At 70.9% G+C, this 26,084-nt stretch carries 28 protein-coding genes; 10 read left to right on the top strand and 18 right to left on the bottom strand.

Features of this window, described 5'->3' with window-relative positions:
• Nucleotides 1-159: 159 nt before the first annotated feature.
• Together ABZ951_RS02350 and ABZ951_RS02345 are read right to left on the bottom strand one after the other, a co-directional pair.
• Nucleotides 160-420, bottom strand: a complete 261-nt coding sequence (locus tag ABZ951_RS02350; protein ID WP_344084572.1) for a hypothetical protein — start codon at nucleotides 418-420, stop codon at nucleotides 160-162.
• A gap of 256 nt (nucleotides 421-676) precedes the next feature.
• Complete coding sequence (locus tag ABZ951_RS02345; protein WP_344084575.1) at nucleotides 677-1,015, bottom strand: MerR family transcriptional regulator; 339 nt, start codon at nucleotides 1,013-1,015, stop codon at nucleotides 677-679.
• A 992-nt stretch (nucleotides 1,016-2,007) separates the two neighbouring features.
• Between ABZ951_RS02345 and ABZ951_RS02340 the strand changes: the two genes are divergently transcribed.
• Nucleotides 2,008-2,562 (top strand): hypothetical protein, encoded by a 555-nt coding sequence (locus ABZ951_RS02340; RefSeq protein ID WP_344084578.1) that lies wholly within the window; start codon nucleotides 2,008-2,010, stop codon nucleotides 2,560-2,562.
• Between the two features lie 46 nt (nucleotides 2,563-2,608).
• Here ABZ951_RS02340 and ABZ951_RS02335 read toward each other — a convergent pair whose 3' ends face one another.
• Genes ABZ951_RS02335 through ABZ951_RS02325 form a run of 3 tightly spaced genes read right to left on the bottom strand, consistent with a single transcriptional unit; the run spans nucleotide 2,609 to nucleotide 4,550 of the window.
• Nucleotides 2,609-3,430 (bottom strand): hypothetical protein, encoded by an 822-nt coding sequence (locus tag ABZ951_RS02335; protein ID WP_344084581.1) that lies wholly within the window; start codon nucleotides 3,428-3,430, stop codon nucleotides 2,609-2,611.
• Nucleotides 3,427-4,338, bottom strand: a complete 912-nt coding sequence (locus tag ABZ951_RS02330) for a sigma-70 family RNA polymerase sigma factor (protein ID WP_344084584.1) — start codon at nucleotides 4,336-4,338, stop codon at nucleotides 3,427-3,429. The genes ABZ951_RS02335 and ABZ951_RS02330 overlap by 4 nt, the downstream gene beginning before the upstream one ends.
• Entirely contained in the window at nucleotides 4,335-4,550 is a 216-nt protein-coding gene (locus ABZ951_RS02325) for a hypothetical protein (RefSeq protein WP_344084587.1), read from the bottom strand. Before ABZ951_RS02325 ends, ABZ951_RS02330 begins: the two co-directional genes overlap by 4 nt.
• Nucleotides 4,551-5,212: 662 nt before the next feature.
• Between ABZ951_RS02325 and ABZ951_RS02320 the strand changes: the two genes are divergently transcribed.
• Entirely contained in the window at nucleotides 5,213-6,391 is a 1,179-nt protein-coding gene (locus ABZ951_RS02320; RefSeq protein ID WP_344084590.1) for a zeta toxin family protein, read from the top strand.
• Nucleotides 6,392-6,469: 78 nt separating this feature from the next.
• Here ABZ951_RS02320 and ABZ951_RS02315 read toward each other — a convergent pair whose 3' ends face one another.
• Entirely contained in the window at nucleotides 6,470-7,111 is a 642-nt protein-coding gene (locus ABZ951_RS02315) for a hypothetical protein (protein WP_344084593.1), read from the bottom strand.
• Between the two features lie 230 nt (nucleotides 7,112-7,341).
• Between ABZ951_RS02315 and ABZ951_RS02310 the strand changes: the two genes are divergently transcribed.
• The 3 genes from ABZ951_RS02310 (at nucleotide 7,342) to ABZ951_RS02300 (ending at nucleotide 9,639) form a co-directional block, all read left to right on the top strand.
• Complete coding sequence (locus ABZ951_RS02310) at nucleotides 7,342-8,184, top strand: ATP-grasp domain-containing protein (protein ID WP_344084596.1); 843 nt, start codon at nucleotides 7,342-7,344, stop codon at nucleotides 8,182-8,184.
• Nucleotides 8,185-8,227: 43 nt separating this feature from the next.
• The gene (locus tag ABZ951_RS02305) at nucleotides 8,228-9,103 is read left to right on the top strand and encodes a hypothetical protein (protein WP_344084599.1); all 876 of its coding nucleotides are present in this window, start codon (nucleotides 8,228-8,230) and stop codon (nucleotides 9,101-9,103) included.
• Nucleotides 9,104-9,201: 98 nt separating this feature from the next.
• The gene (locus ABZ951_RS02300) at nucleotides 9,202-9,639 is read left to right on the top strand and encodes a glutaredoxin domain-containing protein (RefSeq protein ID WP_344084752.1); all 438 of its coding nucleotides are present in this window, start codon (nucleotides 9,202-9,204) and stop codon (nucleotides 9,637-9,639) included.
• Nucleotides 9,640-9,705: 66 nt separating this feature from the next.
• Here ABZ951_RS02300 and ABZ951_RS02295 read toward each other — a convergent pair whose 3' ends face one another.
• The 3 genes from ABZ951_RS02295 to ABZ951_RS02285 form a co-directional block, all read right to left on the bottom strand.
• Nucleotides 9,706-10,518 carry a nucleotidyltransferase domain-containing protein gene (locus ABZ951_RS02295; RefSeq protein WP_344084602.1) on the bottom strand — a complete coding sequence of 271 codons (813 nt, stop codon included), beginning with the start codon at nucleotides 10,516-10,518 and terminating at the stop codon, nucleotides 9,706-9,708.
• A 144-nt stretch (nucleotides 10,519-10,662) separates the two neighbouring features.
• Complete coding sequence (locus tag ABZ951_RS02290) at nucleotides 10,663-11,205, bottom strand: RICIN domain-containing protein (protein WP_344084605.1); 543 nt, start codon at nucleotides 11,203-11,205, stop codon at nucleotides 10,663-10,665.
• A 236-nt stretch (nucleotides 11,206-11,441) separates the two neighbouring features.
• Nucleotides 11,442-12,590 (bottom strand): alkene reductase, encoded by a 1,149-nt coding sequence (locus ABZ951_RS02285; protein ID WP_344084608.1) that lies wholly within the window; start codon nucleotides 12,588-12,590, stop codon nucleotides 11,442-11,444.
• Between the two features lie 65 nt (nucleotides 12,591-12,655).
• On the opposite strand from ABZ951_RS02285, the gene ABZ951_RS02280 reads away from it, so the two are divergent.
• Nucleotides 12,656-13,066 (top strand): MerR family transcriptional regulator, encoded by a 411-nt coding sequence (locus ABZ951_RS02280; RefSeq protein WP_344084611.1) that lies wholly within the window; start codon nucleotides 12,656-12,658, stop codon nucleotides 13,064-13,066.
• Between the two features lie 40 nt (nucleotides 13,067-13,106).
• Here ABZ951_RS02280 and ABZ951_RS02275 read toward each other — a convergent pair whose 3' ends face one another.
• On the bottom strand, nucleotides 13,107-13,988 hold the full coding sequence (locus ABZ951_RS02275; protein WP_344084614.1) for a DUF4232 domain-containing protein: 882 nt from the start codon (nucleotides 13,986-13,988) through the stop codon (nucleotides 13,107-13,109).
• A gap of 109 nt (nucleotides 13,989-14,097) precedes the next feature.
• Nucleotides 14,098-15,090: an AsnC family transcriptional regulator gene (locus tag ABZ951_RS02270; protein ID WP_344084617.1), complete on the bottom strand. Its 993-nt coding sequence runs from the start codon at nucleotides 15,088-15,090 to the stop codon at nucleotides 14,098-14,100.
• Between the two features lie 151 nt (nucleotides 15,091-15,241).
• Between ABZ951_RS02270 and ABZ951_RS02265 the strand changes: the two genes are divergently transcribed.
• Nucleotides 15,242-16,792: an MFS transporter gene (locus ABZ951_RS02265; protein WP_344084620.1), complete on the top strand. Its 1,551-nt coding sequence runs from the start codon at nucleotides 15,242-15,244 to the stop codon at nucleotides 16,790-16,792.
• Between the two features lie 184 nt (nucleotides 16,793-16,976).
• Here ABZ951_RS02265 and ABZ951_RS02260 read toward each other — a convergent pair whose 3' ends face one another.
• The 5 genes from ABZ951_RS02260 to ABZ951_RS02240 all read right to left on the bottom strand — a co-directional run bounded on the left by ABZ951_RS02260 (nucleotide 16,977) and on the right by ABZ951_RS02240 (nucleotide 21,673).
• A complete protein-coding gene (locus tag ABZ951_RS02260) occupies nucleotides 16,977-17,549 on the bottom strand; it encodes a transcriptional regulator (RefSeq protein WP_344084623.1) in 573 nt (190 codons plus the stop codon).
• Nucleotides 17,549-19,135 carry a helix-turn-helix transcriptional regulator gene (locus ABZ951_RS02255; RefSeq protein ID WP_344084626.1) on the bottom strand — a complete coding sequence of 529 codons (1,587 nt, stop codon included), beginning with the start codon at nucleotides 19,133-19,135 and terminating at the stop codon, nucleotides 17,549-17,551. The genes ABZ951_RS02260 and ABZ951_RS02255 overlap by 1 nt, the downstream gene beginning before the upstream one ends.
• A complete protein-coding gene (locus ABZ951_RS02250; protein WP_344084629.1) occupies nucleotides 19,128-19,412 on the bottom strand; it encodes a helix-turn-helix domain-containing protein in 285 nt (94 codons plus the stop codon). Before ABZ951_RS02250 ends, ABZ951_RS02255 begins: the two co-directional genes overlap by 8 nt.
• Nucleotides 19,413-19,592: 180 nt before the next feature.
• Complete coding sequence (locus ABZ951_RS02245; RefSeq protein ID WP_344084632.1) at nucleotides 19,593-20,177, bottom strand: TerD family protein; 585 nt, start codon at nucleotides 20,175-20,177, stop codon at nucleotides 19,593-19,595.
• Between the two features lie 101 nt (nucleotides 20,178-20,278).
• Nucleotides 20,279-21,673 carry a cytochrome P450 gene (locus ABZ951_RS02240; RefSeq protein ID WP_344084635.1) on the bottom strand — a complete coding sequence of 465 codons (1,395 nt, stop codon included), beginning with the start codon at nucleotides 21,671-21,673 and terminating at the stop codon, nucleotides 20,279-20,281.
• A gap of 422 nt (nucleotides 21,674-22,095) precedes the next feature.
• Between ABZ951_RS02240 and ABZ951_RS02235 the strand changes: the two genes are divergently transcribed.
• The gene (locus ABZ951_RS02235; protein ID WP_344084638.1) at nucleotides 22,096-22,701 is read left to right on the top strand and encodes a hypothetical protein; all 606 of its coding nucleotides are present in this window, start codon (nucleotides 22,096-22,098) and stop codon (nucleotides 22,699-22,701) included.
• Nucleotides 22,702-22,935: 234 nt separating this feature from the next.
• Complete coding sequence (locus ABZ951_RS02230) at nucleotides 22,936-23,385, top strand: SRPBCC family protein (protein WP_344084641.1); 450 nt, start codon at nucleotides 22,936-22,938, stop codon at nucleotides 23,383-23,385.
• A gap of 103 nt (nucleotides 23,386-23,488) precedes the next feature.
• Here ABZ951_RS02230 and ABZ951_RS02225 read toward each other — a convergent pair whose 3' ends face one another.
• Together ABZ951_RS02225 and ABZ951_RS02220 are read right to left on the bottom strand one after the other, a co-directional pair.
• On the bottom strand, nucleotides 23,489-23,866 hold the full coding sequence (locus tag ABZ951_RS02225) for a hypothetical protein (RefSeq protein ID WP_344084644.1): 378 nt from the start codon (nucleotides 23,864-23,866) through the stop codon (nucleotides 23,489-23,491).
• 380 nt (nucleotides 23,867-24,246) lie between these two features.
• Nucleotides 24,247-24,813: a hypothetical protein gene (locus tag ABZ951_RS02220; RefSeq protein WP_344084647.1), complete on the bottom strand. Its 567-nt coding sequence runs from the start codon at nucleotides 24,811-24,813 to the stop codon at nucleotides 24,247-24,249.
• A 606-nt stretch (nucleotides 24,814-25,419) separates the two neighbouring features.
• Between ABZ951_RS02220 and ABZ951_RS02215 the strand changes: the two genes are divergently transcribed.
• Complete coding sequence (locus ABZ951_RS02215) at nucleotides 25,420-25,983, top strand: hypothetical protein (protein WP_344084650.1); 564 nt, start codon at nucleotides 25,420-25,422, stop codon at nucleotides 25,981-25,983.
• The last annotated feature ends 101 nt before the right edge of the window (nucleotides 25,984-26,084 follow it).

The raw sequence follows: 26,084 nt of genomic DNA, 5'->3' as shown, positions 1-26,084 counted from the left end.
GCTCGGCACGGAAGAGGGTGCCAGCGAGGGCGGCCGCGCCCGGGTGGTGTGCTCGGATGTGTCCGGCACGTACGAGTGCGCTCGGGGGACGGTAAGGGCGGCCTGGTGGCGCGGTACGGTCAGCCGCGCCGTGCAGGTCGCCGGTCCGTAGCCGCCTCGTCAGCTTCGGCGTCCGGCCGCCTTCGCCGCGTCATGGGCCCGGCCTGCGACAGCTGCGCCTATGACGACGGCGAGAACGTAGACGGTGATGCTGACGGCGAATCCGCCCGGCAGCCGGCCGAGCAGGCCGGCGTTGTCGTGGTCGATGAGCTGACGGATCGCTCCCTGCGCCCCTAGGACGAGAAGGACCACGCCGAGGCCCTGAAAGATGTCGTACTTCGAAGTGATGCCTTTCGGATCTCCGGAAGGGTCACTGGCCACCAGCCTCGGAGTGGACGTCGCCCTCGGATATCGCTCACCGGATGCCGCCGGGCGCATGCTCGACCATCACATCGACCGGATCCTGGCGTCGGGCCGACGCGAGGCGTCGGCCTGAGACAGCGGTCTGCTGATCGGCGCAGCACCAAAGCCGGCCCGCGGGCCGTGCAGGACGAGGCCGGCCCGGAACGCTCGGCGTCCCGGGCGACCTGCGGGTGGCAGCCGCGAAGCTTCTGCGGAGGGACGAGCCTCAGCCGTCTCAGCCCGCGGACGCCGAGTGCGCCGATTCGGCGGCGCGGCGGTATTCGGCGTTGATGCGCTGGGCTTCTGCGAGCTGGTCTTCCAGGATGACGATGCGACAGGCGGCCTCGATGGAGGTGCCCTGGTCGACGAGTTCCCGGGCGCGGGCCGCGATGCGCAGCTGGTAGCGGGAGTATCGGCGGTGCCCGCCCGCGGAGCGGAGCGGGGTGATGAGGCGGGCTTCGCCGATGGCGCGGAGGAAGCCCTGGGTGGTGCCGAGCATCTCGGCGGCCCGGCCCATGGTGTAGGCGGGGTAATCGTCATCGTCGAGACGGCCGTTGGAGTCGTCTGCTGTCATTTGCACCTCTCTGTGGAACGCGTAGAGGGGTCCTGGTGCCGTACGGCACCAGGACCCCGAAGGAACTGCTACACCATCTGCCGGCCCTGTTCCTGCGCCGGCGTTCTGTATCCGCGTACCCGACCGGAATGCTGTCGGGGCTGCGGGGATCGCGGTTGCTTGACCGGAGACCACCTCACTATCGATGTCCTGCGGTACCCGGGCTCACCACTTCCGCCCGGGCGATCCTGATGGCGCGCTTTCCTCCGTTCTTCCCTCGGTGATCAACTGCTATCAAGTGGGTACTGCGTACTGCTGGTGTTGCGAACTGCTCCGTGACCTGTGACAGCGCCACTCTCCGGCAGCCAGCCCCGTTGCCCGTCCTGCGTCTGCGCTGGCTTAGAACCCCACTGCCGGACTTCCCGGTGCGCGCGCCCGCAGCCGACGCCTTCACCGAGGTGCTGCTCACTGACCTCACTGCTGGGTACTGCTCATGGCGGCCCCTGATCACTGCGGGCCACCCGGTCCGGCCGTCAGCCCCGTCACCGTCCTGCAACAACCCTGGCTTCGGAACTCCACCGCCGCACCGTCCTGCGCACTGCAACTACGGGTACTACTGCCGGCAGTTCATCTCTGCCAGGCCCTGCGGTCTCTCTGGGCTATGAGAGAAACCATAGTCACACCACCGCCCAACGTCTACTCCAGCCGACATAGATTTTCGCGTGTTCGACAGTGAGGTAATCGACCTCGAACAGCGCTGAAGGAGGGGATCGAGGCCGCCGCCAGGAGGCGCGGGCCTCCAGGCCGGGAGGGTGAGCCCCCGAGCAGGCCGGTCCGGGCGTCGAGGCCCGCGGTGACCAGGGCAACCTGATGGGCCAGATGGCGACTCAGTTCGAGACACTGTTCGAGGCCGAAGGCGAAGAACAACGTCAGCCCCCGGAAGCCCGCCCTGTTTGGCCGATCGGGCGGCTTGTCGCGTCGTCGCCGGGCACGCGGCGCCATAGCGTGCGGCCATGGAAGACACTCCTCTGCCCGAACCGCTGCGCCATGCGGTCCACCAGCTCGTTGCCGAATCGGTCCTGCACTGCAGCGACGCGCTGCGCTACACGGCGCCCGACCTGGTGCGCGACGGGAAGCGAATGGCGCTGCACCGGGCCACGGACGCGGCGGACACCCTCGACACGGCCTCGATGCTGATCGCCGCGTACATGGAGCGGGAGGGCGCCGGCAGGGACACCCTCCAGCGCTACCTCCAGCCCCGCCGGCAGCAGGACCGGACAGCCGGCCCGCAAGCCGCTGAGCACGCCTACCTGGACGGCGTCCTCGGCCGGCCCGCCCCGGAAGACGCGAGGCACCACATGGGGTTTCTGACAGGGCAGTACCACGCCCAAGTGGCCCAGGACCCCGAGGAGGAGCCCGAGCAGCTATGGGCCCAGGCGTGCCTTCACGGACTCAAGGCCCGGCTCTGCGGCGACCGGACATCGCTGGAGTCCCTGCCGCCGCGTCTGCGGGCGATGGCGCGAAGGGTCGCCGACGCCCTTGAGGAACCTCAGCCGGCCACGGTCTGACCGGCGATCGCGCCCCCGGGCGGAGTTCCGGGGGCGCGGCACTCCGTCAGTGGGCCGCGGCCTCGTCGACCCGACGGTGGACACACATCGCGGAACGGGAGGCGTCCCGCCGGAGCCCTTGGCGAGTGTGCGGGCGGGCCGGGAGGTCGCTGGGCGCGTCGGGCCGGTCGGCGGCCGTGTCCAGCAGGGCGCGGATCTTGCGGGCGAAGTCAGGGCCGGGCAGGGGCAGCTCGCTTTCGGGTTCGCGGAGGTAGCCGACCGCGACGGCGGTGGGCATGTAGTCCATGAGCTCGGTGACGACGGCGGAGCGGGGGCGAGTGGTGTGTTGGGCGAGGCGGCGCAGGACGCTCAGGATCGTGGTAGTCGGGGCCCGGTCGTTGTGGTGGAGGATGACGGGTTTGTTGTCTCGGTGAAAGGTGGTGTGCGCGGGAGCGGCTGAGGTGTGTGTGTAGTCGGTCTGGTGGTGCCACCAGCGGGCGGTGTGGGTCTCGCCGAGGGCGAGGTGGTGGAGGTAGAGGCAGTAGGCGGCGGCGGGCTGGCCGGCCCCGGCGGCGTACTGCCACCAGAACCGGGCGCCGTCGTCGGTGTCGGTCAGTTGCAGGACGCAGGCCAGGACCAGCGCGCTGCGCGGCGCGGGCACCTGATCCGTGACGAAGCGGGCGACCGCGGTGGTGGGGGTGTGGGTGACCAGGGTTTCGCACAGCGCGCGCAGGTCCTCCGCCGCGGCCGCCGACGCGTTCGGCGTCCGGCCCGGTGTGACCGCCGGCCGGGCGCCCGGGGCGGCCGCGCGGGGCGGGACGGTGTCGCGGGGCACGGCGCGGTCGGGGGCGAGCAGTGCCCTGGACAGGATGTCGTCGAACGTGGTCATGGTGTGGGGCCTCCGGTCTGGGGCGGCAGCAGATCGATGGTGTCATCCAGGAAGCGTTCGGCGTGGCGTTCGTCGGACCGTACAGCGGCCAGGGGAAGGCCGAGGATGTCGGAGACCTTCTCGGGGGTGAGCCCGCACAGGCGCCGCAGCACCATGACGTCGAGCTGGGCGTCGGGCAGTTTGCTGATCGCGGTGAACAGCTCCAGGCTCTCCGCCAGCTGCGCCGCCTGGCCGGCTGCAGAGGTCTGCCGGCGCAGGGCGACGGTGTCGAAGGCGGCGTCGCCCAGTACGGGCCGCTGGTCCCGGTAGTCGGCCTTGGCCTTCACCGTGGCGCGCAGGATGTTCCAGGCGTAACGGCGGATGTCCGGGCTGGCGAGGGCGTCGTCGAAGGACAGCCACAGGATGGCGAAGACGTCCTCCAGGGCCGAGTCGCAGGGGTCGCCCTGGAGAAACGCTTCGGCGTAGCGGCGGTAGTCCGCTTCGACCATGGAGCGCAGGGCGCCGTGTTCCAGGGGAGGCCCGGACTGGGCGGTGGCCACGGCGATGGTCCCGTCGGTGGAACGATTGACCCAGTCCCGGCTCTTGCCAGCGTCCAGGGCCGCCTGCCGCCACAGCCGGTACAGGGGCCAGCCGGGGATGTTCAGTTCGGTGGCCAGGCGGTGGATGACCTCCCAGCGCGGGTAGTGGCCCACGCCGCGCAGCAGCTCGGAGAGCTTGGACTTCGCCAGCGGGACGCGGTGGCTGAGCTCGCTGAGGGTGCGGCCGCTGGCGAGGTAGCGCTCGCGGGTCGGATCGAGCCAGGCTCGATGGGAGCTGCTGACCGTGACCGCGATGGGGCCGAGCTTGCGGCCGGGGCGGACCGGGGCCGGCTCGGGGGCCGGCCCCGGCACGTTGAACGACGTGGTCACGGGGCGCCGTCCTCCTTGTCGGGCACCGCCGCCCCGCGGTGCCCCTGCGCGGTGTGCGAGCGGAACCCGCGCAGGACCTGAGTCACGGTCAGGCCGAGTACGGGGGCCAGGGAGGCGATCAGCGTTACGTGACCCATCACCGCCATCGCCGTGCTCCAGGCGAACACCATCACGGCTAGCGCCAACAGCATGGCTATCTTCCTGGTTTCCATAGTTGTCCTTTCGTGTCATGCCACAGCCATCCGGAGACCCCGTCTACAGGGGTCCCGTTCAACCAGCGGGTGCCGAACCGTGGTTGAGGGGGCCTCAGCATGACCCCGGCATGACGCGTTACGCCATGTGATCGTGAAATCACGGAACATTAGATGTCGTGGGCGGTCAGCTGTGGAGCCGGAGATGACCATTCCGGTGCACGTAGAACACGCCGAGGGCACATCGCGGGCGAAGTTCCCGGTTTTCCTTGCAATCCCCTCGGGGAGCCCGTCATATGGAGACAGGACACCTTGGTGTCGCCCTTCCATCCGGAAGAGGGCACGCCCCCGTGCCGAGAACAAAGGGGCGCGTGCCGGACCGTTCCCGCCTGGCCTGAGATAGAGGCCAGGCGGGAACGGTGCACCCCTGACCGGGGGAATCGACCGTAGCGCAGGGCACTGACAACGCCCTCGGCGGCGACCGGGGCGTCGGCTGGGCCGCGGGGGCAGTACCGCTCCCGGACGCCGGCGACGCGTGCACCATGGCCCACCGTCGACGCCCGGGCCGGTCCACCTCTCGGAAGACGCCTGTACCGGGCATGGTCAGCGCCCACCGACTCCCGGTCAGGTCGGGCCCCAGCCCGCCGGTGAAGTGAGAACACCGCTGTGTGAGAGGAAGACACATGAACAGGTCCAAGCCCTCGGACGACTCGGTGATCTCCTCGATCACTGGCTTCCCGTGGTCGAGTGAGGAGTCCGTGGCCTACGAGGCCGCGATCGAAGCGATCAACAGTGCGGTCGGCGCCTACAGCGCGCGGATCGCGGCCGAGGAGGCCGAGCCGGAGCCGGACCCGGTGGTCATCGCGGATCGGCGAAACCGGCGGGATGAGTGTGCCCGTGTCCGTCAGGCTCTGGACCCGAGTGACCACGCGGAGATCGCGAGGGTTCGTCAGCACTACGCGTCCTTGGCCCACCAAGGTGGGAGACCAGGCGTGACCTCACCGGATGTCGCGCGTTACCTCCTGCCCGAGGCGGAGAACCGAAGAATCTTCGCGGAGGGAATCGTCCCGGAGCAGTTATCGGGCCGGACGCCCCAGGCGACCCCCACGGTGGTCGTCCTCCTCGGTCAGCCCGGCGCCGGCAAGACGCGGGTGGCCCACATGCTCGTCGGCACGTTGAACAAGCGCGGTGGCTTCATCGACGTCGACAGCGATCTCTACAAGCCCTACCACCCCCAGTACGCCCAGCTGATGCGGCAGGACGACAAGCTGATGGCGGCCTACACGCGGGCGGACGGCCGGCGGTGGATGGACCAGGCCCACGAGTACGTGCGTGAGAACGGGGTCAACGCCGTCATCCAGGAGACCTCGCAGGACGGCGAAGCGGTCGCCGGGACGATGCGGGCCTATCGCCAGTGCGGCTTTCGCGTCGAGTTGCTGGCCATGGGCGTGGCGGAGGCGATGAGCAACCAGGGGATCGTCCACCGATATCACGAGCAGGTGAAGGAACGCGGCAGCGGCCGTCTGACGGTACAGGCCAACGCCGATCAGTCCTACCGGGGCATGCTCGATCTCGCACAGCTCGTCGACGAGCATGCTCTGGCCGACTACGTCGCTGTCCTGCGGCGTGGAGAAGGAAGACCGCGGTACGACAACGCGCTTTCACCCGAGGGCCGGTGGCAGCACCCGCCGGCTCTGGCCGCAGCCATCGAAACAGAGCGCACACGGCCCTGGGCGCCGGCCGAGGGCGGCGACTTCCTCCGGGCACAGGAAAAACTGCACCGGGAGATGGGTCCGGACTGGGTCGAACACCTGAGCCGCATCGACCACCTGGCCAGCCGCTCAATGAGTGGCTGTCCATAGTGTGGGCGACGGGACGGATCACGCCGGCGTCGATCAGACATTGACCTGTGGCTGTGGCCGGCGCTTTCCCGACAGGCGCTAGCTGTGGTGTCCCGGCAGGACCAGGGCGCGTGCGAGGGCTGCGGTGACCGAGGCGGCGTGGTCGGGCAGGTGCTGCGCGGCCCAGTCGGCGGCCAGGTGGAGGAAGTCGGCCAGGTCGCGCTCCGCCGCGCCGAGCAGGCGGCGCAGCTCGGCGAGGGGGAGTTCGATCACGGGGCTGTCGTCCTGCTCGGCGTCGACGGTCAATCGGACCGTGTCGCCGAGGCGCTCGGCGAGTGGGGAGGGGTCGTGACCGAAGGAAGCCCGGCCGTCGCCGTCGAGGACCTCTAGCCAGTCATGCCGCTCTTCGAGCCCGTTGCAGCAGCCGGGCAGGAAGGTGGTGCCGGTGGTGGTGTCCGTGACCCGCAGGCCCCCGGCTGCGAAGAGGTCGTCCATGGTGAGCAGCCCGTGCAGGAAGGAGTCGATCGGGTCGGCGGGCGGCGGTGGGCTGTTGTCGTCCTCGGCGTCGTCCTCGGCGTCGACGTTGTTGCAGTCGGCGATGCGCATGATCGCCGTACCGACTTCGGCCGGGCCGAGCGCGCCGCTGAGGGGCAGGAAGTCGTACGGCTGGAGCTCGGCGACCGGCCAGAGGTCGAAGTCGTCGGGGGCGTAGATTTCGAGAACGGGTTGCAAAACGATCACTTGGCGAGTGTGCCGCAACCTCACGCGCGCTGACTCACGCTTCCCGATTCTGGGCCATGAGCGTGCGGACCTGGTGTCTGACCGATGGTCCGGACGGTAGCGGAAGGAGTACTGGCCTCGCTGCTTCTCGTGGCGCTCCGCGCGTACGCGGAGCGTAGGGCAACGTACGGGGTCGAGCACCGGGACACCGGTGCGGGCTCGTTGCCGGCCGTGGGCCATGATCGGAGGTTATGACTCTCGTTCTGCCGCCCCGGCTCACTACCTCCGCGCAGACACTGCGTGACGCCGCTCATCGCCGAGGTGTGCCCACTGTGCAGTTGTCTTCGTTCGCCGTACCGGTCGGCTTGAGTGCGAGCCATTTGCACGCCGGGCCCGGCTTCGCGGACGCCGTGGCGCCGGCGCTGGGCATCGGGTTGCTGGAGGCACCCGAGGACTGGCTGGCTCGTGTGCCCTGGGAGTACACCCGGCGCGAGATCATCCTCGTGCCGATCCGTGAGGCCTACGGTCTGCGCCGGCCGGCGTTCGTCAAGTCGCCCAACGACAAGCGGATACCGGCGCGGGTCTACTCCGACGGGTCACGGCTGCCCGGCCCGGACGCGGTGGATCCGCACACACCGGTACTGGTCAGCGACGTGGTGGAGTTCACCGCCGAGTACCGGCTGTACCTCCTGGACGGAAGCGTCCACGCCGGCAGCCGGTACGCGCAGCACGGGCGGCTGAGCCTGGGCCCCTTGCACAAGGACGCGGCCGCCTTCGGGGCGGAACTGCTGGCCGGATGCGCAGCCACCCTTCCCTCCGCCATCGTGGTGGACGTGGGCACAGCCGACGGGCGATGGGCGGTGATCGAAGCCAATGCCGCCTGGGCCAGCGGCATGTACACCACCGACCCGCAGCGTGCCTTGGACGCCGTGCTCCGGGCCGCCGGGCCGATTGACGCCGTCGCGCCTCGCGACCAGCCGTTCCTCCGCACCGTCCCCCCGCCCGCTCAAGGGCCCGCGCCCGCGCCCGCCGGCGAGACCGCGCGTCCGCTCCGCTCGACAAAAGATTCGAATGAGCTGCGGCAAAAGGGATAGTCTCCCCTTGTTTATTCAGGACTGACAAAGGACGTTATAGGCCGTGAAGGCGATCCGTAAGAGCGTCATGGCGGCCGCAAGCGCCGCTCTGGTGATGGGCCTGGCAGCCTGCGGCGGTCACGACACGAAGGCGGCGGACGCCGAGGACGGCTCCTCCGCACGTCCCGGCGGCGCGGCGGCCGGCAAGCGTGCCGACGCGCCCGTGGTGCTGAAGGCCGCGGTGGCGAAGATGGCGCAGCAGAACTCCTACCGGACCGTCGAGACCAGCAAGACCGGCGACGAGCCGGAGGCCCGCGCCGAGATGGTCTTCCAGAACGAACCCGAGGCGACCGAAGTCAAGACGGCCGAGACCCACATGCTGTCCGTGGACGGTGTGTCGTACATGGCCACCAAGGACGTGCCGGGCAAGTCCTGGTTCACCACGGACGAGCCCGCCGCCAAGGCTGAGCAGCCGGCTGCCTCGCCGTCGACGCCGCCCAAGGAGAACGCCTACCGACGCGTCGGGGGCTCCGTGAAGAAGTGGGTCGGCGCCCTGCTGGCCGTCTCCAAGGACCTCAAGCACGTCGGCGGGGACACGGTGGGCGGGCGCGTCACCGACCATTACCGGGGCACCGTCGTCCTCGCCGACCTGAAGAACTACGAGGGTCCGGCCATGACGAAGGACTATCGGGACGTGTACGTCCTGCAGACCGGTGAATCCGGCACGCAGAAGGCGGAAATCGACGTCTGGGTCGACAAGGACGGATTCATCGCCAAGGAGGAGGAGAAGGGCAGGACGTCCAAGGGGGACCAGCGGATCACCGAGGAGTTCTCCGACTACGGCGTCGCCCCGAAGCTCCGGGCGCCGGACTCGAAGGACGTCGCCACGTGGTCGGAGTACGTGGCGGCCGGCAGCAAGAGTTACCGCACGCGCCGCTGAGAGCCAACGGACATTGACGCGCGGAGGGGCTCAGCGGGCCGGCCCCGGGCTCCTCTGCGCACAGAGAACCACACAGAGAACCGATAGCCTGCGTGATCATGATGCGCGCCTGGATTTTGCCGATATCGCTGGTCCTCTGCGGTGTGCTTGTCGCTACCACGTCGGCCGTCAGGGGGCTCCCCGGCGCCGCCATCGCACTGCTGCCGGCGTTCGTCCTGCTCGCGGCGCTGCACTCGCCGCTGGCGTTCCCACGGTCGATCAGTGCGGCGGAGGCGCGACGCCGCAGTGCGGTCGACGGTCGGCCGATCGTCTACTGGCGCGCGGGCTGCAAGTACTGCCTGCGCCTGCGCTTCCGGTTGGGTCGCGGCGCTCGCCGGCTGCATTGGGTCGACATCTGGCGCGACCCGGCCGCGGCGACCGCGGTGAGGGCGGTCAACGGCGGCAACGAGACCGTCCCGACCGTCATGGTGGCCGGCCGGCCGCACGTCAACCCCGACCCCGCATGGGTGCGCGGACAACTCCCCCCGTCCCCGTGATCGGGCGCGGTTCGCCACTCCCCCGGCCTGCGCCCCACCGGCCCCCTGCCCGGTCGCCGGGCCGGTTCAGGTCACGGCTCCGAGTACCGCGGCGGTCAGCTCGTCCGCCGCGTAGAGTGCGGCGGAGAGTGCGTGCGGGGTTGTGCCGGGCGGGGCGAACAACGCGTGGGCCCGCGCGGCGAAACGCGGTGGAGCAGCCGGGAGTTCTCCCGCAGCCCGCACGGCCCCCTTTTCGTTGAGCACCCAGCGGCCGGCGTGGGCGTGCAGGGCGTGGACGAGGAGGCCGACGGCGCGGAAGAGGCAGCCGGCGACGTAGAAGGCGTCGCCGCCGGTGGCTCCCTTGCGGGCGGCGGCCAGGATGAACGGAGTCTCCCACTGCGCGTTGGCGATCAGTGCTGCTCGCAGCGGCTCCGGATAGTGGCGCGCCTCCTGCCGCAGAGCCTGGAGTTCACCACCGGGGTCGGCGAGGACGCGCCCGAGGGCCAGCTCGCCGACGTACGCGTGGGAGTACACCCCCAGCGGGTGGCCGGCCTGGGCTCCTACCTCGAAACGGCCCGCCCGGCAGTGCTGCCAGATCTGGTGCACCCGGTCCAGATCGCGGTAGATCCAGTCGACGTGATGGCCGTCGATGGTCAGCCAGGCGCCGCCGTCCACCCACGGCCCCCAGCCGCCCGGCTCCGTCACCTCGACATCCTCGCCCGTCAGCTCGGACGCGAGGAGGCGCAGGGCGGCGGTGTCCAGCGGCGGCCGGTAGTACAGACCCAGGTCGACGTCGGAGTCGGGGCGGTGCGTGCCTCTGGCCCGGCTGCCGCCCAGGCACACCCCGGCGATGCCGCCGATTCCTGCCAGCCGGTCGGCGATCTCCGTCAAACGGTCCATAGGCCGGAGTCTGCAGAACCGGGGCGGCCTCCGCGACCGAATTTCCTGGCGCCCGTCAGGCGTTGGACGGCCCCGGCCGGGCACCTTGAGCGTGCCCGGTGGAACGAGTCCACCGGGCACGGTCCGTCGTGGGTGCGGGCGGGCTCAGAAGTTCCAGTAGTGGTCGGCCCAGGTGCCGCAGGGCCACTGGATGGCCTTCTCGCCCTGGGCACGGCTGGCGCCCGGGATCGCGAGGCACTGGCCGCTGTTCCAGTTCACCAGGCGCTTGCCGCCGCTGGTGTAGTCGATACCCCAGTAGTGGTCGGCCCACGTGCCGCAAGGCCACTGGATGACCTGGGTACCCTCTGTCTTGCTCGCGCCCGGCACGGCCAGGCACTGACCGCTGTTGAGGTTCCTGACGCGGTAGTAGCCGCGGCCTCCGCTGTTGAACGCGTGCTCGAACTGCCAGTAGTGGTCCTTCCAGCTGCCGCAGCCCCACTGGATGAGCCCGGCCCCGTTCTCGGTGCTGCCACCGGGAACGGCCAGGCAGTGGGCGCTGTTGGCGTTGCGGACCCACCCGTACGCCTGCGTCCCGCTCGGACCGGGCTTGCTGTCCGGGGCGGAGGCGGAAGCGCTGGTGATCCCGGAGGTGAGCAGCATCGCTGCGGCTGCCGCGAGGATGCCCGGCAGACGGTAGTGCGACTTCATGTGTCCTCCTGCGTCGAGTGACGGAAGCGCATGGATCATGAGTCGTACATGCCGTACGGCCCGGAGCCCGTGTCCGGGCCCGTGACCACGCCGCAGGCTATAGGCGATCCGCGCGGAACGGCAGCGGCGGGGAGGGGTTCGCGTACTTTGGCGGAAACGGCTACGGGTGTGATGCGGCCACGGCGGATGGCGTGTCCCGCCGGCGACCGGAGACCGGGCCGCGTGCTGTCAGCCCGTCACCGCGGTGACGACCCGACGAGCTCGGGTGCCGCGGCCCGGGGCCGGGTGGCGGCCAGCGTCGGGTAGTCGGTGTATCCGGTCTCGCCGCCCACATACATCATGTGCCGGTCGCGTACCTGGTTGAGCGGTGCGCCGGTGCGCAGCCGTTCGACCAGGTCGGGGTTGGCCAGGAACGCGCGGCCCAGGGAGATCAGGTCGGCTCCCGCGGTCAGCAGCCGTTCGCCGGCGTGCTGCCCGCCGTCGGCGGGCAGGGGCTCCCCCCAGCCCAGTACCGGGTTGGCCATCAGCGTGCCCGGCCAGGACTTCCGGATGTCCTGGAAGAGGGGCTGGTCCGGGTCGGCGAACACGAGGTGCAGGTAGGCCAGGCCGGTGTCCGCCAGTGCCTCGACGAGGGCCGGGTAAATGCTCCCCGTGTCTCCCTCGACGATGCCGTTGAAGCTCGCTCCCGGGGAGATGCGCAGGCCCACCCGCTCCGGGCCGATCGCTTCGGCGACGGCCCGGACCACCTCGACGGCGAACCGGATGCGGCCGGCGACCGTGCCACCGTAGGCGTCGGTGCGGCGGTTGGTGCCCCGCGCCATGAACTGGTGCAGGAGCTGGCCGTTGGCGGCATGCACCTCCACTCCGGCGAAGCCGGCGTCCACGGCGTTGCGGGCGGCCGCGGCGAAATCGGCCACGGTGGAGTGGATGTCCTCAAGGGTCATCTCCCGGGGGACGACGGCGTCCTGACGCCCGCTGGGGGTGTGGATCGTCTCCGGGAGCGGTACCGGCGAAGGTGCGACGGGCATCAGGCCGCTGTTGTCGGGGTGACCGACCCGGCCGCCGTGCTGCAGTTGCAGGAACATCCGGCCGCCCTGAGCCCGCACCGCGTCGGTGACCTGCCGCCATCCGGCCACGTGTGCCTCGTTGTAGATCGCGGGAATGTTGGGGTAGGTCTGCCCCACGGCGTTCGGCGTAGCGGCCTCGGCGATGATCAGGCCCGCGGAGGCGCGCTGCGCGTAGTACGTGGCCATGATCGGCTGCGGGACGCCGTCCGCGCCGGCGCGGTTACGGGTCAGCGGTGCCATCACGAGGCGGTTGGGCAGGTGCAGGGGGCCGAGCCGGGAAGCTTCAAACAGGGGAGAAAGCGCTGCTGTGTTCGTCATGCCGATACGGTAGAAGTTAACACCAGTGTCAGGTTCAAGTCGGGGACGAGCGGGTGAGGTGGGCAATGCGGATCGGTGAACTGGCCCGGCGCAGCGGGGTGAGCGAGCGTTCGCTGCGCTATTACGAGACGCAGGGGCTGCTGGAGGCCGAGCGTACTCCCGGTGGTCAGCGGCACTACGGCGAGTGGGCGGTCGACCGGGTCATCCGCGTTCAGGCCCTCTACGCCGCGGGGCTCAACAGCAAGAAGATCGCCAGGCTGCTGCCGTGCATGCGTGACGCGGACGGCGGTCCTTCCGAGGTCGCCACTCCGCTGCTGGTCACCGAGCTGACGGAGGAACGGGACCGCATCAATCGGTTGATCACCGACTTGATCCGCTCGCGCGACGTCCTCGATGAGACGATCTCCACCGCTTCAGCGGCGATGGGGGCCGCTGCCCGCCCCCGTCACGCCGCTGCCGGGGCACAGGCCGGCTGACGGCCCGCGGCTCCGGCGTCCGTGTTCGTTCATCGTTCCTTCACCGCGTGCGCGGCTTGTCCTTCGACCAGGGGCTGACGCCGAGCTTGCCGGTGGTGCCGAGGTCCAGTTCCGGTGTCACGACGACGGGCGGAGCTCCCGGTGTCGCTTTCACCCGGACGTAGGGGGCGTTCACGGGGGTGCCCGACATCGTGGTGTTGCGCCACATCAGGGAGGCGGACGCGCTCTCACCGGGTTGCAGGGTGACGGGCGAGGGCGAGGTGTCCGGGCCGCCGGTGGAGATCTCGGCGGTGCCGTCGAGGATCCGCACGCCGGTCACCGGCTTCCGGGTTTCGTCGAGGAGTTGGAGGCTGGGGTAGCCGTTCACGCGGACGACGCCCGTGCCGCAGTTGGTCAGGTGCAGCCCTACAGCGCGGAGTCCCATGGCGGCGTCACCGTCATCGGCCGTCACGCGCATCCCGGAACGCGGGCATTCCGCGGAAGTGGCGGGGGCCTCGTCCGCCGGGACCGCCCTGACCTGGGTGATGCGCACGCGCCCGCCCTCGCCTCTCCCCGGCTCGACGGTGCGCTGGACGGTCCGGCCGGGCGCCACGTTCGCCACGGTCTGCCGCGTGTTGTCCATGGCCCGCCCTGAGTTGTCCAGGAAGGTGAAGGTGATGGTGTAGGTGAGCGGTTCGGTCTCGGTGTTGGTGACCTGAAACTCGGTGCGGGCGCTGGGTGACGCGCCACAGCCCTGGTCGAGGAGGACCACTTGGTCCCGCTTCGGCCCGGAGGCAGTCCCGTCGGCGGGCGGCCGGGGGGCGCACGTCGGCGAACCGGACGCGGCGCGGGGGCTGGAGGCGGCGTTCTGCGATCCGCAGCCGGCGACGAGCAGGGCTCCGGCGGTAACGGTGCAGACGGTGAGAAGGACGGCGGGACGCATCCGCTCACCTCATCAGGGCCTGGCCGCCCGGGCAAGGAGAGGGATCACACCTGCCGTCACGCGGGGCATCTGCGCACCGGCCCGCGCCGGGCGCCTGCCGGGCGGCGGCTCAGCGCGGTGGGTCGAAGAGCCGGCTGCCGTCACTGAGCAGGCCCGCCCGTTTGACGTGGCGGAGCACGGGGAGAACCTCCAGCTGGTGTACGGCTCCGATCGCGCCGATCCCTTCCGTCATATACGTGTACAGGGCGCGCTGGTCCTGGCAGAGCACCGTCGCGGCGAGGTTGGAGGCGCCGGTCGTGGCCGCGACGAAGGGCACCTGAGGGTGGTCGGCGAGCGCCCGGCCGACCTCGGCCAGGTCACCGGGGGCCACGGTCACGGCGAGCGTGGCCTCCGTCCGGAAGCCCAGGTGGACGGGGAGGATCTCGACCTCGAAGGAGAGCGCGCCGCTGCCGCGCAGGTACTCCAGCCGGCGCCGCACTGTGGACTCCGAACGGCCGGTCGCCTTCGCGAGCTCGGGGTAGCCCGCCCTGCCGTCCCGCGCGAGCACGGACAGCATCGCGTGGTCGGAGTCGTCGAGGCGGATGGTGTCCTCCTGACTCGACGCCGGCGGTTGCAGTGCGCGGATCTGCTGTTCGTCGAGTTCGGCCGGCCCCATCCAGTGACCTGAACTCGCGGCGTACTGGTGGAGCAGGCTCTGTGCCGACACCCCGGTGACCTGCTGAGTGCGGGGCAGCTTCCGGAGCAGGAGGGCCTCGTGGTCCTCCGAGGTGCGTGAGCTCACCATGCAGCCGACCTCGGAGCCGCCGGAGAAGATCTTGACCCAGCCGGTGTCGGGGCGGTGGGCGAGCGCCTCGGCGATGGCGACGGCCGAGCCCGGGACGCACTGGATGCGCAGCCTGGACTCGAACAAGCCGACGCGCTCGCCCACCGGCAGGCCGAGCACGCGGAGGAGTCCCGCGCCGCGGAGCCGTCGGTAGCGGCGGATCACCGTCTGGTCCGTGGTGTCCAGGACGGCGGCGAGGCGGCTGAAGGCGGCCCGGCCGTCGATCATCAGAGCCTGGACCAGCTGCCGGTCGAGAAGGTCGAACCCGTGGTCGGTCATGTTTTCGAGCATCTCATACGGCGAACGTGTCGGATTCCGTCAGCAGAGCGGGGGTGGGTTCTGGAAACCGCCCGGCGGGTGCGAGCTTCGACCCGGTCGGGGGCGCGGCTCCGCTCCCTTCTTGTTCGGTGACGGGTTTCTGGAGGTTCGGATGCGTAAGTGGCTGCCGCTCGTAGCGGTGTGCCTGGGAACGTTCATGCTGCTGGTGGACGTCACGATCGTCGTGGTGGCGCTGCCCGACATGGCCGAGAGCCTGCGCACCTCCTTCGCGGACCTGCAGTGGGTGATGGACGTCTACGCGCTGGCGCTCGCCGCGCTGCTGCTGGGCGTCGGTGCGCTGGCCGACCGCGTCGGTCACCGGCAGGTGTACGTCGCGGGCCTGGTGCTGTTCGCGCTCGCCTCGCTGGCCTGCGGGCTGGCGACGGGACCGCTGGCCCTGATCGCCTTCCGCGGCGTGCAGGGCATCGGCGGGGCCGCGATGCTGGCCACGACGACGGCGCTGATCAGCAGCATCTACCAGGGCCGGGACCGGGGGGTGGCGTTCGGCGCCTGGGGCGCGGTCAGCGGCGCGGCGTCCGCGGCCGGGCCGGTCCTGGGCGGTCTGCTGACCCAGCACCTGGACTGGCGCTGGATCTTCTTCGTCAACCTCCCGATCAGCGTGCTCGCCATCGTGATGACCCTGCGGTACGTCGTCGCGACACCCGCCCGGCGGTCCCGGGGCGTGGACCTGCCCGGCATGGCGGCCTTCACCGTCGCGGCGGGAGCCGCGACCTACGCCCTGATCAAGGGCAGCGAGCACGGCTGGACCTCGGCCACCACCCTGGGCCTCTTCGCCCTCGCCGCGGTGGCACTGCTCACGTTCCTGGTGGTCGAGAAGCGCCGGCGGGAGCCCCTGCTGGACCTCACGCTCTTCCGCCAGGGGTCCTTCTCCGGGCTCATGGTCGCCGCGGTGCTGCTGTCCGTGGCCGCGTTCTCGTACCTGGCCTACACCTCGCTGTGGCTCCAGTCCGTCCGCGGCATGGGGCCGGTCACGGCCGGGCTCACGTGTCTGCCCATGAGTGTGGCCGCGTTCCTCGTCGCGTCGCTGTCGGGGCGCTTCCTGCACGGCGCCTCGCCGCGCTGGACGGTCGGCCCGGGGCTGCTGCTGATCGGCGGGGGCGCGTTCCTCCAGGCCACGATCGGCGCGGAGTCGAGCTGGACCGTCCTGGTGCCGGGCCTGGCGATGACGGGCGTCGGCGTCGGCCTCGCGACCCCCATGCTGGCGTCCGCGGCACTGGCGTCCGTCGGCCCCGAGCGCGGGGGCATGGCCAGCGGTGCCGTGAACACCGCGCGTCAGCTCGGAAACGCCCTGGGCATCGCCGTTCTGGGGGTCGTCTTCCACGCCGGGATGACCGGCGCGCTCCGGGACCACGGAACGGCGTCCGTGGCGGATCCCGCCGCGACGGCCGACGCCCTGGCGGGAGGCCAGGCGGGTGCCGTGATCGCCCAGGCGGGCCCCGCCGAGCGGGCCGTGGTCGGACGCCTGGTGCATGAGGCGTTCGCCACCGGGCTGCAGCAGACCTTCCTGGTCTCCGGCGCGCTGGGGGTGCTGGGCGGCATCGTGGCGCTGCTGCTCGTTCGCCGTCCCTCGACGCCGGCGGCGCGGCGGCCGGAGCGGAGCGCGGCGGACCGCGTGGAAGCGGCTGAGCCCGCGCGTCTGTGACAGGGGCGACGCCGCCGGTACTGCCTGCCGCCGGGCCGGGAGCCTTCATGGCTCCCGGCCCGGCGGCATGTGCCCGGGGCCGGCTGTCCGGGGCCATCTGTTCGGGGCCGCCTGACGGAAAGCAGTGCTCCCTACGGGCCCCTGCTCCTGCGCCCGGAACGGCGAGCGGCCCGGAAGTGGGCCGCTACGCGGCGAAGCCGATGTTGGTGACGTACTCGTACTGGCCCCACTGCGAACCCAGGTCCACGATCGTGTCGCCCCAGGCGTCGTCGAGGCCCTGGGGGTCGTCGGCGGCCCAGGTGTCGACGATGCGGTCCCACCGGCGTACGTTCATCGTCCGGTACTCCACCACCCGCTGGAGGGGGCGGGGCACCTGGGACTGGTTGAGAGGGTGGATCTCCACCCTCGTCCCACGGCCTTCGCGGTTGAGACGGGCCAGGAGGTGCCGGGCGACGTTCTGGCGGCGGACCGACCGGTAGGCCCGGTCGATCCGTTCCAGGTTGGCCTTCGTGGGCGACCGTTTGCCCTCCAGCCACGCTTTGAGCGTCCGGTCGGTGACCGTCAAGCCGGCGTCCCTGGCGGCCTGACGGCTCTTGCCGGACCTGGTCAGGTAATGCAGGCGTGCCATCAGGCCGCGCCTGGCGGTGACCGGGGTGGCGATGCCGCCCGCGAGTTCGTCGAGCTTACGGGCGACGGCCTCGCTGCCCTTGATGCCACGGGCGCCGAACTTCCCGAAGTCGATGTTCCTCTGCGGCATTAATCCCCCTCCTCCCCTGAGCTGTCGTCCGAGCCGGCGTCAGTTCCGGCGTCGGTTCCGGCGGTGTAGGTGTCCTTGACCTTCACTTCGGTAACGCCCCGGCCTTCGGGAAAGACACTGCGCCAGTCGCCGATGACATGGAGTTCGTCGGTGCCCATCGCGCGCACGACCGGAAGGCCCTCCTCGTGGGCCTTGAGGGCCTTGAGCCACAGGTTGGAGAACGCCTGGGAACGGATGATGTGCATCCAGTCCGGGCGGTACAGCTCCCGGTTGTAGTTCGACTCCCCCATCGTCGAGACGAACTTCGAGTACATCGCCTTCACGTACTCCAAAGTGACCTCGTCGTCCTGCTCGATCGCGGTGTCGCGGGCGTCCTTGAGCGCGACGCGGAACTTTTCCAGGAGGTTCTCCGTGGCACCGGAGGTGTAGGACTCGTGGATCTCCGGGGGTTCGCACCACCCGTACTTCGGGCCCGACAGGCGCAGCAGGAGGCGCAGGGTCGGTTCGGTCACCCACAGCGGGCCGGGCTCGTCGCGGTTGCCGATGGGGTTGGGCAGGACCGCTTCGTGTTCCCACGCGGGCGGGGTGATGAGGTGGACGCCGGCGCGGCGGCGGTCGTGGGCGAAGCCGGTGGAGTGTTCCAGCTGGCCGAGGGGGAGGTGGGTCTTCAGAGCGGAGAGGTAGGCGCCGTTGACGTCGAGCGCGGTCACCTCGTGCCGGCCCGGCGGCAGCTCGTGGCGGGTCCATTTGGGGCGGGCCTCCCAGACCTGGTCCGCCCCGCGGGAGGTCTGCTTCCTGAGGACTTCGGGGATCCAGGGGTGGGCGACGATGTCGTACCGGGCGCCCTTGCGCGTCTCGTCCAGCAGCCGCATCGCATCGGGAATCGCCCGCTTCAGCAACGCGGCGGTGGCCGCCTCGACGTCGCCGTCGTGCTCGGCCAGCGCGCCCCGCACCGCCTGACCGATCAGATCGACCGGGCCGGACGGCTCCTGGAACGCACGCCGGGCCGGGCCACGGGAACGCTCGGAGGGGCGCACCGTACGCGCCGGGGGACGCCCGGCCCCCACAGCCTCGGGTGGTACGGGCGCCTTCGCGGGCGGCGCGGCGGCCGTGACCGGGGGGGCCGTCGTCCGGCAGTCGGCCGGGTCCAGGTGCTGAGCGAACCCCTCCACCCGCTGCCTGGCCGGGCTCCCGCACAGCACGCACGGCTCCGGCACGGTAAGGGTCTCCACCTCATCGCCGTCGCCGTCCTCCGCGGGGCCGGCCTGCTCGGCGGGTTCCGGCGCCGGCTCGCCGGGGTCGCCGGCTGACGGGGCGACGGGAACGGCCTCCGGCTGCGTCTCATCGGTGAACTTGGCGGCCAGGCCGTCGAGCAGGTACGCGTACTTGGTCCGGATGTCACCGGAGGGGTCCCGGCCGCTCTCCCATCCGGCGACGGTGCTCGGGCTCACGCCGAGCGCACGTGCCACCTGCGCCTTGGACAACCGGGCCCGCTCCCGCAACTCCTGACGTCGCTCCATCGTCGGGAGCCCGGCCTCCGGGCCGACGGCGGCGAGCAGTGAGTCGATCGCGTCGAAGTCACTCACCGGACCGCCCCCTCTTCTTCGTTGCGGTAGGTCGGTGCCGGCCGGCGGGCAGGGCCTCGCACGCCCGCGTGGGGCCCGCCAGCAGGTCGAGGGCGCCGATTTCGTAGTGCACGGCCAGGGCGTCGACATCGTCCAGGGTCCACGACGCGGCGCCCGACTGCCGGCGCGACACCTGCGTCTGCGTCAGCCCCAGCACCGAGGCGACCGCGCGCTGCGACTCCCCCGTCGCCTGCATCAACGCGGCCACGGTCAGCCGCAGCGACTCTTCCAGCCCCATACCCGGCACCTTATCAAATGGCATGCGTATTTCGCATCAATGTCTGCGTCCTGTCGCTGGTGCATGCTCGGAGCGCAAGCATTGAAGGAGCGTCAGCCAGTGCGCCGGGAGGGGGCGTCGGTCACCCTCAACGACAGGCGGCCCGGACACCCACCGGTGTCCGGGCCGCCTGGACTCGCGCTACTTGCTGATGGCGAAGCGCATCAGAGCGTGCTCGTCGCCCTGCTTGATCTTCCCCGTCACGTTGATCACCTCGAGCTTCCAGCTGTCGCCGACGCGCACGGCCTTGGCCACGGCGCAGCCGTTGTCGCTGCTGAGCAGACTCGGCCAGATGTCGGCGACCTGCTGCGTGCTGCCTCCGGTGGCGTCGTACACCTTGAAGCTGACGTTGCGCGCGTTCTGGAAGGAGCTGCCCTTCTTGTACGCGGCGGAGACGAAGACTATGGACGTGATGTTGGACGGGACGCGCGCGAACTCGACCGTCACCGTCTCGTCGTCGCCGTCGCCGCGACCGGTCTGGTTGTCGCCGCTGTGGACCAGGGAACCGTTGCCCATGGGGTCGAGGGAGTCGAGGCCGGCGAGGCGCACCGGGTCCGCGCCCTGCATCGCGATGGCGATCAGGTCGAGGTCGGTGCCGGTCTTGCGGCGGAGCGCGCCCAGCACTCCGCCCTTGCTGCCGGCGGTGGGGTCCCAGGACACCCCGATGGACAGGTGCGTCACTCCGTCCAGATCCGCCGGGCCGTCTTCCTTCTTGAGCGTAATCATGCGTGGGTCATCCTCTGATGTACGGGACTGCGACATACAGAGTCTGCCTTGAGCCTTCGACGGGCCGTGCACCTGGTCCGCTGTTTTCCCTTTCGCCCCTATTACTCCGGGCGGGGAGCCGATGTCGCCGAACCGGCGGTGGGCCGGCGCCGGATCGTGGCGTACAGGGGGCCGGCCGACTGGAGCAGCAGGCCGGGCTGGACGGCGGCCTCGCCGGGGTCGAATTCCAGGTGGTGGCGCTGGGCCGTCGCGGCGAGCACGAGGGCGGCTTCCACCAGGGCGAAGCGGGCTCCCAGGCAGGTGCGCGGACCGCCGCCGAAGGGGAACCAGGCGTGGTCGGGGACCGGGTCGGCGGCCTGGGGGTGCCAGCGTTCCGGGCGGAAGGCCGCGGGGTCGGGGAACCACCGGGGGTCACGGTGGGTGGACCACTGGCTGCACCACACGATCGTCCCGGCCGGCAGGGGCGTACCGCCGAGAGTGGAGCCCGGCCGGGCGACGGCGGCGAGCAGCCAGACGGGCGGGTACAGGCGCAGGGTCTCCTTGACGACCTGTTGGGTCCAGCTCAACTGCTCGTAGTCGTCGATGGTGGGCAGCCGGCCGCCGAGCACGCGGTCGAGCTCTTCGTCCAGCCGGGCCCGGGCCTCGGGGTGGGCCGAGAGCAGGTACCAGGCCCAGGTCAGTGCGGTGGAGGTGGTCTCGTGGCCGGCGGCCCAGAGGGTCACCGCTTCGTCGCGGACCTCTTTGGCCGTCAGGGGCAGGCCCTCTTCGTCGCGGGCGGCCAGTAGGCGGCCGAGCAGGTCGTCGTGCGGCGTGGCGTCCGCCGGGGCGGACCGGCGCTCGCGGATCAGCCGGCCGACTTCGGCGTCGATGGTCGCGACGGCGGCGAGCAGCCGCCGACGGGACGGGGTGCGGACCCAGGGCGGCAGGAAGAGGCTGATGCCGCGCAGTTCCGCCCCGGTCTCCCGCTGGGTCACGGCCATCGCGTCCGCGAGCGTACGGGTCTGGTCGCCCAGGTCGTTGCCGAACAGGGTCCGCACCACGACGCGTTGGGTAATCAGGGCCATTTCCGCGCGTACGTCGATCCGTTCGCCGTCTTTCCACCGGTCGGCCGACGAGCGTGCGCACTCGGTCATGGTCGCGGCGTACGCGCGGACCTGGCGGGGGCGTACGGTCGGCTGGACGAGGGCGCGCTTGCGGCGCCAGTCGTCTCCATGACTGAGGATGACGCTCTGGCCAACGACCTGTTTGAGGGTCCAGCCGATCTCGAGGGTGTCGAAGCTGACCTCCACCGCGCCCAGGAGTTCAGCGATGTGCTCCGGGTGGGAGATCAGCAGGCTACGCCTCGGACCCAGTGACCACGTCACGGTGTCGCCGAACTTCTCGCGGAGCCGGGTCAGGAAGGTGAGGGGGTCCTGGCCGAAGGCGGGGAGATGGCCGAGCAGGGGCAGGCCGCGGGGGCCGGGCACGGGTCGGAGCGGCAGTGCGGCGACGGTCATGGCACGGCCCCCAGGCGGTACGAGTCCTTCGGAGTGGATGTGGGGGATGGTTACCCGCAGCGCGGCCACATAAAAGGGGAGAATCGGGTGACGCTGCCACACGGCAGAAGCCTTACGAGTGCCTTACGGGGCGGACCCACGAGTGACCGTCCTTGTTCGGAAGCCGGCTGTTTCAGGGCAGCGGCACGGCATGCCGGTACCCCTGCGCCGGGAGCATGTCCCCTGCTCGACTGCTCCGGAGCGCCGGAGCAGTCGAGCAGGGGTTGCCGCATCATGGCGTCGAGGCTGACGCGAAGCCTGTGGCACCGCCCGCAGCGCCGTGGGGGAGGGGTGCCTCCTCAAGGTCGGCGGCGAGCAGTGATCAAGCCGTTCGAGGGGAACAATCCTCCTCAACAGCCGTCTTCCTGGGCGAGGTACCCATCATGGACAACTCAATTTCCGGGGAAGAGTTCCACCAGGCCCTCACCACCGATGCCGTCACCCTCCCCCTGACCCTGACCGGCATGGCCAAGACGGCCGAGGAGGCCAACGCGATCCGGTTCGCCCTGGGGACCGCCTGCAAGGACTGGGTCACCGTCCCCGTCTCCCTCATCGACCGCGTCGAACCTCTCCGGCACGTGCCCTGTGACGACCACGCCCACCCCTTCGTCCAGCTCGTACTGAAAGACACCGGCACACCGGAGTGCGCCGTTCTCACTTCTCTGCTGCGGGCCGCGCAGCAGCAGACGTCGCCCTGTGAGCACTCACCGCAGCACCGGCGGGAGCCCGGGCCTGCGCAGCAACCGGTGAGCATCCACACCTCTCCCCCGGCACAGCGGGGGCCGGGCCGTGCGGCCGGACCGCAGGGAGCCGCCGGTGTCCCCGCGCAGCCCGCGTGTCGCGACGGTGACACGTCGTGCCACGCGGACGGCACGTGTTGGGGGTGTTGCGCCGGCGACTGGTTCGACATCGGCAGGTGCGTGTACGGCATGTCCTATACCTGCAACAACGTTCCCTACAACGCGTACAGCTGCTGGCCGATCAGCTGAGGTGTCGCCGGTTTCGCCGACGCGCGTCCGTCGCGTCCATCCGCGCGGGACCGACCGACAGGGCGCGAGGTCGGCCACGGGCCGTGACCGCGGCCGCGGGAGCCGGTGGACGACATTCCGTTCCGGGGGTCATGTTCGGCGCGGGGGCGGGTAGCCGGGCGGATGGCGGGCACAGCCGCCCGTACCCCGGCGAGTCCCCGGGGCCCGGACACAGCGCGAAGGAAGGAATCGCCGATGTCGCAGCTCGAAGAGTCCATCGAGGTCAACGTCCCCGTTCGCACCGCCTACAACCAGTGGACGCAGTTCGAATCGTTCCCGCGGTTCATGGAAGGGGTGGAGCGGATCGAGCAGCGCACCGACACCCTGACCCACTGGGTCACGAAGGTGGCCGGCGCCCGGCGGGAATTCGACGCGGAGATCACCGAGCAGATTCCCGACGAACGTGTCGCCTGGACGACCGTCGGCGGTGAGGCCAGGCAGGCCGGTGTGGTCACCTTCCACCGCATCGACGAGAACACCACCAAGGTCATGCTGCAGATGGATTTCGATCCCGGCGATTTCACCGAAAACGTCGGTGACAAGCTCGGGTTCCCGCGGCGCCAGGTCACCGGGGACCTGAAGCGGTTCAAGGAGTACATCGAATCCCGCGGCACCGAGACCGGCGGCTGGCGCGGCGAGGTCTGACCTTCTCGGCTCCGTCGGCGCGGGTCGGGGCTCATCGCCGCTCCGGGGTGCCGGGTGCGGCCGGGCGGCGTCCCGGCCGCACCCGCCCGGAGGAGGTCATGCTTCACGCTCGGTTCGCACACATGGCGAAGGCCCTCATCGACTCGGCGGCGTCGCCCGTGTTCGTGCCGCGGGCGACCCAGCTCGCGCCCTGGGCGAAGGAGTCGGTGACGAAGATGCGGAAGGCGGAGGTCTCCCCGCCACCGCCGACCGGGACGCGTCCGGGTGGGCATACGGCGGTCGCGCGCCCGTTGGCACCGGGTGCCACCTCCACGGCGTCACCGAAGACCTGGTCGAAGCCGCCGACGTCGAGGCCCGCTCTGGGCGCGTGCTCTTTCGGGCGGACGGTGGCGGTGCCCGGGTCACCGTGGGCTGTGGCACTTGACCCGCCGCTGGCCAGCACCACAAGGGCCGCCATCGCGAGAAGGGCGGTGCGCTTCATCTCGACCTCCTCAAAGGATCCGGAAGCTCCGATTCCCCGACATTACGGAGAGGCGCCGAGCAGCTACAAGGGGTAGCGGGGTGAAGTTGAGGGGGCGCATGGAGGTGAGAGCACTCCCCTGTTGTGAGCAACGGTCGTGGAGGGTGGGGTGCCTGGTGCGCGAGGTTCAACAGTGAGCGTGACGTCGTTGCCAGCCACGCGGCAGCAGACCCTGGTGTGCCCCTCCGGCGAGGGGCACACCAGGGCACGGCCGCCTGCGCGCCCGAAGCGGCTTTCGCGCGGTGCGGCACTCCCCGGCACCGTCGCCGCGCCCGCCGGCGTCCTCCGCGCGGCGGCGGACGGCGCGGGCACCCCCACGGTCGCGCTCATGGACTGGTGGCCTAGGACGGTATGGACCACTTCAGCGGCGCGGGCGCCGAGGCCGGGCTTCCGGTGTACTTCGTGGTGTACGCGGAGCCTTTGGAGTAGTCGTCACCCCCGGCGCCGAGGTACCAGCCGTTGCCCTCGTTCTTGACGAGTTTGGTCGCCGCGTCGTACGTCCACTTCAGCTGCGGGGGCGCGGCCGCGGCCTCCCCCGTGTACTTGGTGGTGTAGGCGGGCGCCTTGGCGGCGGAGGAGTCGCCGCCGCTGCCGAGGTACCAGCCGTTGGCCTCGTTCTTGATGAGCTTGGTGGCGGGGTCGTAGGACCACTTCTGACTGCCGGGCGCCGAGGCCGGGTCCCCCGAGGGCTTGGTGGTGTGAGCGGGGGGTTTGGCGGACGAGGTGTCGGTGCCGCCGTCGAGGTACGCGCCCGATTCCTCGTGCTTGATCGGGGCGGCTTCGTGCTTGGCCGGGGACGACGGGGAGGGGGACGGGGAATCGGCCCTGACGGCGCCGGGGACCAGGGCCATCAGGGTCGCGGCGACGACGACCGTCGCGGAGCGCCGGGCGAGCGGGAGCACGGGCATGGACTTCCTGCCGTTTCTGCGCGTGATGGACAGAAGGCGAACGGTTCGCCTCACCACCGCGCTGTCCGCAGCATGTTCTGGGGCCCGCCGCGCAGCCACCGGAACGGTCGGCCCCCACCGGTTCGTGCATGGGCATTCGGCCCGGGCGGGTGCGTTCCGGCTGCGCCGCGCGTTCGGGGGCGCCCGGCGTGCGGGGCAGGCGGCGGAAGGGGGCCGGGTGTCGGGTGCCGGGGGCGGTGCACCCTGACTGCCGCGCACCGCCGGTTCCCGGGGGCGGAACAGACGACCCGTCAGGTTGGCGGGCGCTCCGCCCGGCATCAGGCCGGCTGCCAAGCCTGCGGAGTGCTCCGGTTCCGCCCGAGGTCAGGAGGGGTGCGGGCCGCACCGCCGGCACCGGGGCGCGGAGCGGGCTGCAAGGGAGTCATACCAGGTTCGCCCCGGCACGAGCGCTGTTTGCGGAGCGTGACGCTCTTCTCACATCCGGGCCGGGCAGGGGTGACTTCCGGGCCGCCGTCCGGTGTCCTTGTGCACCGACAGCGGTGAAGCAAGTGAGAAGACAGGACTGGTGAGTTGGACAGATCGATGCGACACCTGCGTAGTGGTGTCATGGCGGCCTCCGTCCGCGGCCGGATCGCCTCGGTTCTCGCGGCGATAGGGCTGATGGTGGCCGTGCTCGCCGGCGCGGCCACGGGCTCCGCCGCCGCGGCGGAGCCGGCGGCGAAGGCCCGCGGCAAGTGGGCGTGTTCGGGGGCCCCGATCCCGGACGGGCACGTCATCACCGCGTACGACCGCACCGGGTGCCAGGGTGCGGGTTCCTGGTACCAGGAACCCGTGCGGGACGGCATCTGGACCTGCTCGGGCTCGCCCATCGTGTCCGGGTACGTCATCACCGACTACGACCGCGCCGGCTGCAACGGCATCGGCCAGTGGCGCCACAAGCTCGCCAAGGACCGGACCTGGACCTGCGCCGGCTCCCCCATCCCGCCCGGCTACGTCACCACCGGCTACAACCGCACCGGATGCCAGGGCATCGGCGCCTGGTTCCACCAGCTCGTCCGCGACGGCATCTGGACCTGCCCCGGTTCGCCCATTCCGCCCGGCTACCGCAGCACCACCTACAACGCGACCGGCTGCGACGGCCTGGGCGCCTGGTACACCCGGCGCGCCTGAGCGGCAGAAGGAGTACACGGGCCGCCGTGTTCGCAACGGCGGCCCGCACTCCGTGCGGGCCGCCGCACGGGGTGTGCCCGGTTTCCGGGCGCACCCGGGAG

Source organism: Streptomyces sp. NPDC046215 (assembly GCF_040646215.1).
Lineage (GTDB): Bacteria > Actinomycetota > Actinomycetes > Streptomycetales > Streptomycetaceae > Streptomyces > Streptomyces stramineus.
Note: the sequence above shows the minus strand (reverse complement) of the source record. Positions and strands in the feature narration are given on the sequence as shown.

Bases quoted from the DNA above. Each gene is read 5' to 3' on its own strand.
- ABZ951_RS02345 (WP_344084575.1), bottom strand. From the start codon at position 1,015: ATGACAGCAGACGACTCCAACGGCCGTCTCGACGATGACGATTACCCC.
- ABZ951_RS02225 (WP_344084644.1), bottom strand. From the start codon at position 23,866: ATGAAGCGCACCGCCCTTCTCGCGATGGCGGCCCTTGTGGTGCTGGCC.
- ABZ951_RS02275 (WP_344084614.1), bottom strand. From the start codon at position 13,988: ATGCGTCCCGCCGTCCTTCTCACCGTCTGCACCGTTACCGCCGGAGCC.
- ABZ951_RS02215 (WP_344084650.1), top strand. From the start codon at position 25,420: ATGGCGGCCTCCGTCCGCGGCCGGATCGCCTCGGTTCTCGCGGCGATA.
- ABZ951_RS02220 (WP_344084647.1), bottom strand. From the start codon at position 24,813: ATGCCCGTGCTCCCGCTCGCCCGGCGCTCCGCGACGGTCGTCGTCGCC.
- ABZ951_RS02270 (WP_344084617.1), bottom strand. From the start codon at position 15,090: ATGACCGACCACGGGTTCGACCTTCTCGACCGGCAGCTGGTCCAGGCT.
- ABZ951_RS02325 (WP_344084587.1), bottom strand. From the start codon at position 4,550: ATGGAAACCAGGAAGATAGCCATGCTGTTGGCGCTAGCCGTGATGGTG.
- ABZ951_RS02230 (WP_344084641.1), top strand. From the start codon at position 22,936: ATGTCGCAGCTCGAAGAGTCCATCGAGGTCAACGTCCCCGTTCGCACC.
- ABZ951_RS02245 (WP_344084632.1), bottom strand. From the start codon at position 20,177: ATGATTACGCTCAAGAAGGAAGACGGCCCGGCGGATCTGGACGGAGTG.
- ABZ951_RS02260 (WP_344084623.1), bottom strand. From the start codon at position 17,549: ATGCCGCAGAGGAACATCGACTTCGGGAAGTTCGGCGCCCGTGGCATC.
- ABZ951_RS02265 (WP_344084620.1), top strand. From the start codon at position 15,242: ATGCGTAAGTGGCTGCCGCTCGTAGCGGTGTGCCTGGGAACGTTCATG.
- ABZ951_RS02335 (WP_344084581.1), bottom strand. From the start codon at position 3,430: ATGACCACGTTCGACGACATCCTGTCCAGGGCACTGCTCGCCCCCGAC.
- ABZ951_RS02285 (WP_344084608.1), bottom strand. From the start codon at position 12,590: ATGACGAACACAGCAGCGCTTTCTCCCCTGTTTGAAGCTTCCCGGCTC.
- ABZ951_RS02280 (WP_344084611.1), top strand. From the start codon at position 12,656: ATGCGGATCGGTGAACTGGCCCGGCGCAGCGGGGTGAGCGAGCGTTCG.
- ABZ951_RS02240 (WP_344084635.1), bottom strand. From the start codon at position 21,673: ATGACCGTCGCCGCACTGCCGCTCCGACCCGTGCCCGGCCCCCGCGGC.
- ABZ951_RS02290 (WP_344084605.1), bottom strand. From the start codon at position 11,205: ATGAAGTCGCACTACCGTCTGCCGGGCATCCTCGCGGCAGCCGCAGCG.
- ABZ951_RS02295 (WP_344084602.1), bottom strand. From the start codon at position 10,518: ATGGACCGTTTGACGGAGATCGCCGACCGGCTGGCAGGAATCGGCGGC.
- ABZ951_RS02235 (WP_344084638.1), top strand. From the start codon at position 22,096: ATGGACAACTCAATTTCCGGGGAAGAGTTCCACCAGGCCCTCACCACC.
- ABZ951_RS02310 (WP_344084596.1), top strand. From the start codon at position 7,342: ATGACTCTCGTTCTGCCGCCCCGGCTCACTACCTCCGCGCAGACACTG.
- ABZ951_RS02320 (WP_344084590.1), top strand. From the start codon at position 5,213: ATGAACAGGTCCAAGCCCTCGGACGACTCGGTGATCTCCTCGATCACT.
- ABZ951_RS02340 (WP_344084578.1), top strand. From the start codon at position 2,008: ATGGAAGACACTCCTCTGCCCGAACCGCTGCGCCATGCGGTCCACCAG.
- ABZ951_RS02300 (WP_344084752.1), top strand. From the start codon at position 9,202: ATGATGCGCGCCTGGATTTTGCCGATATCGCTGGTCCTCTGCGGTGTG.
- ABZ951_RS02250 (WP_344084629.1), bottom strand. From the start codon at position 19,412: ATGGGGCTGGAAGAGTCGCTGCGGCTGACCGTGGCCGCGTTGATGCAG.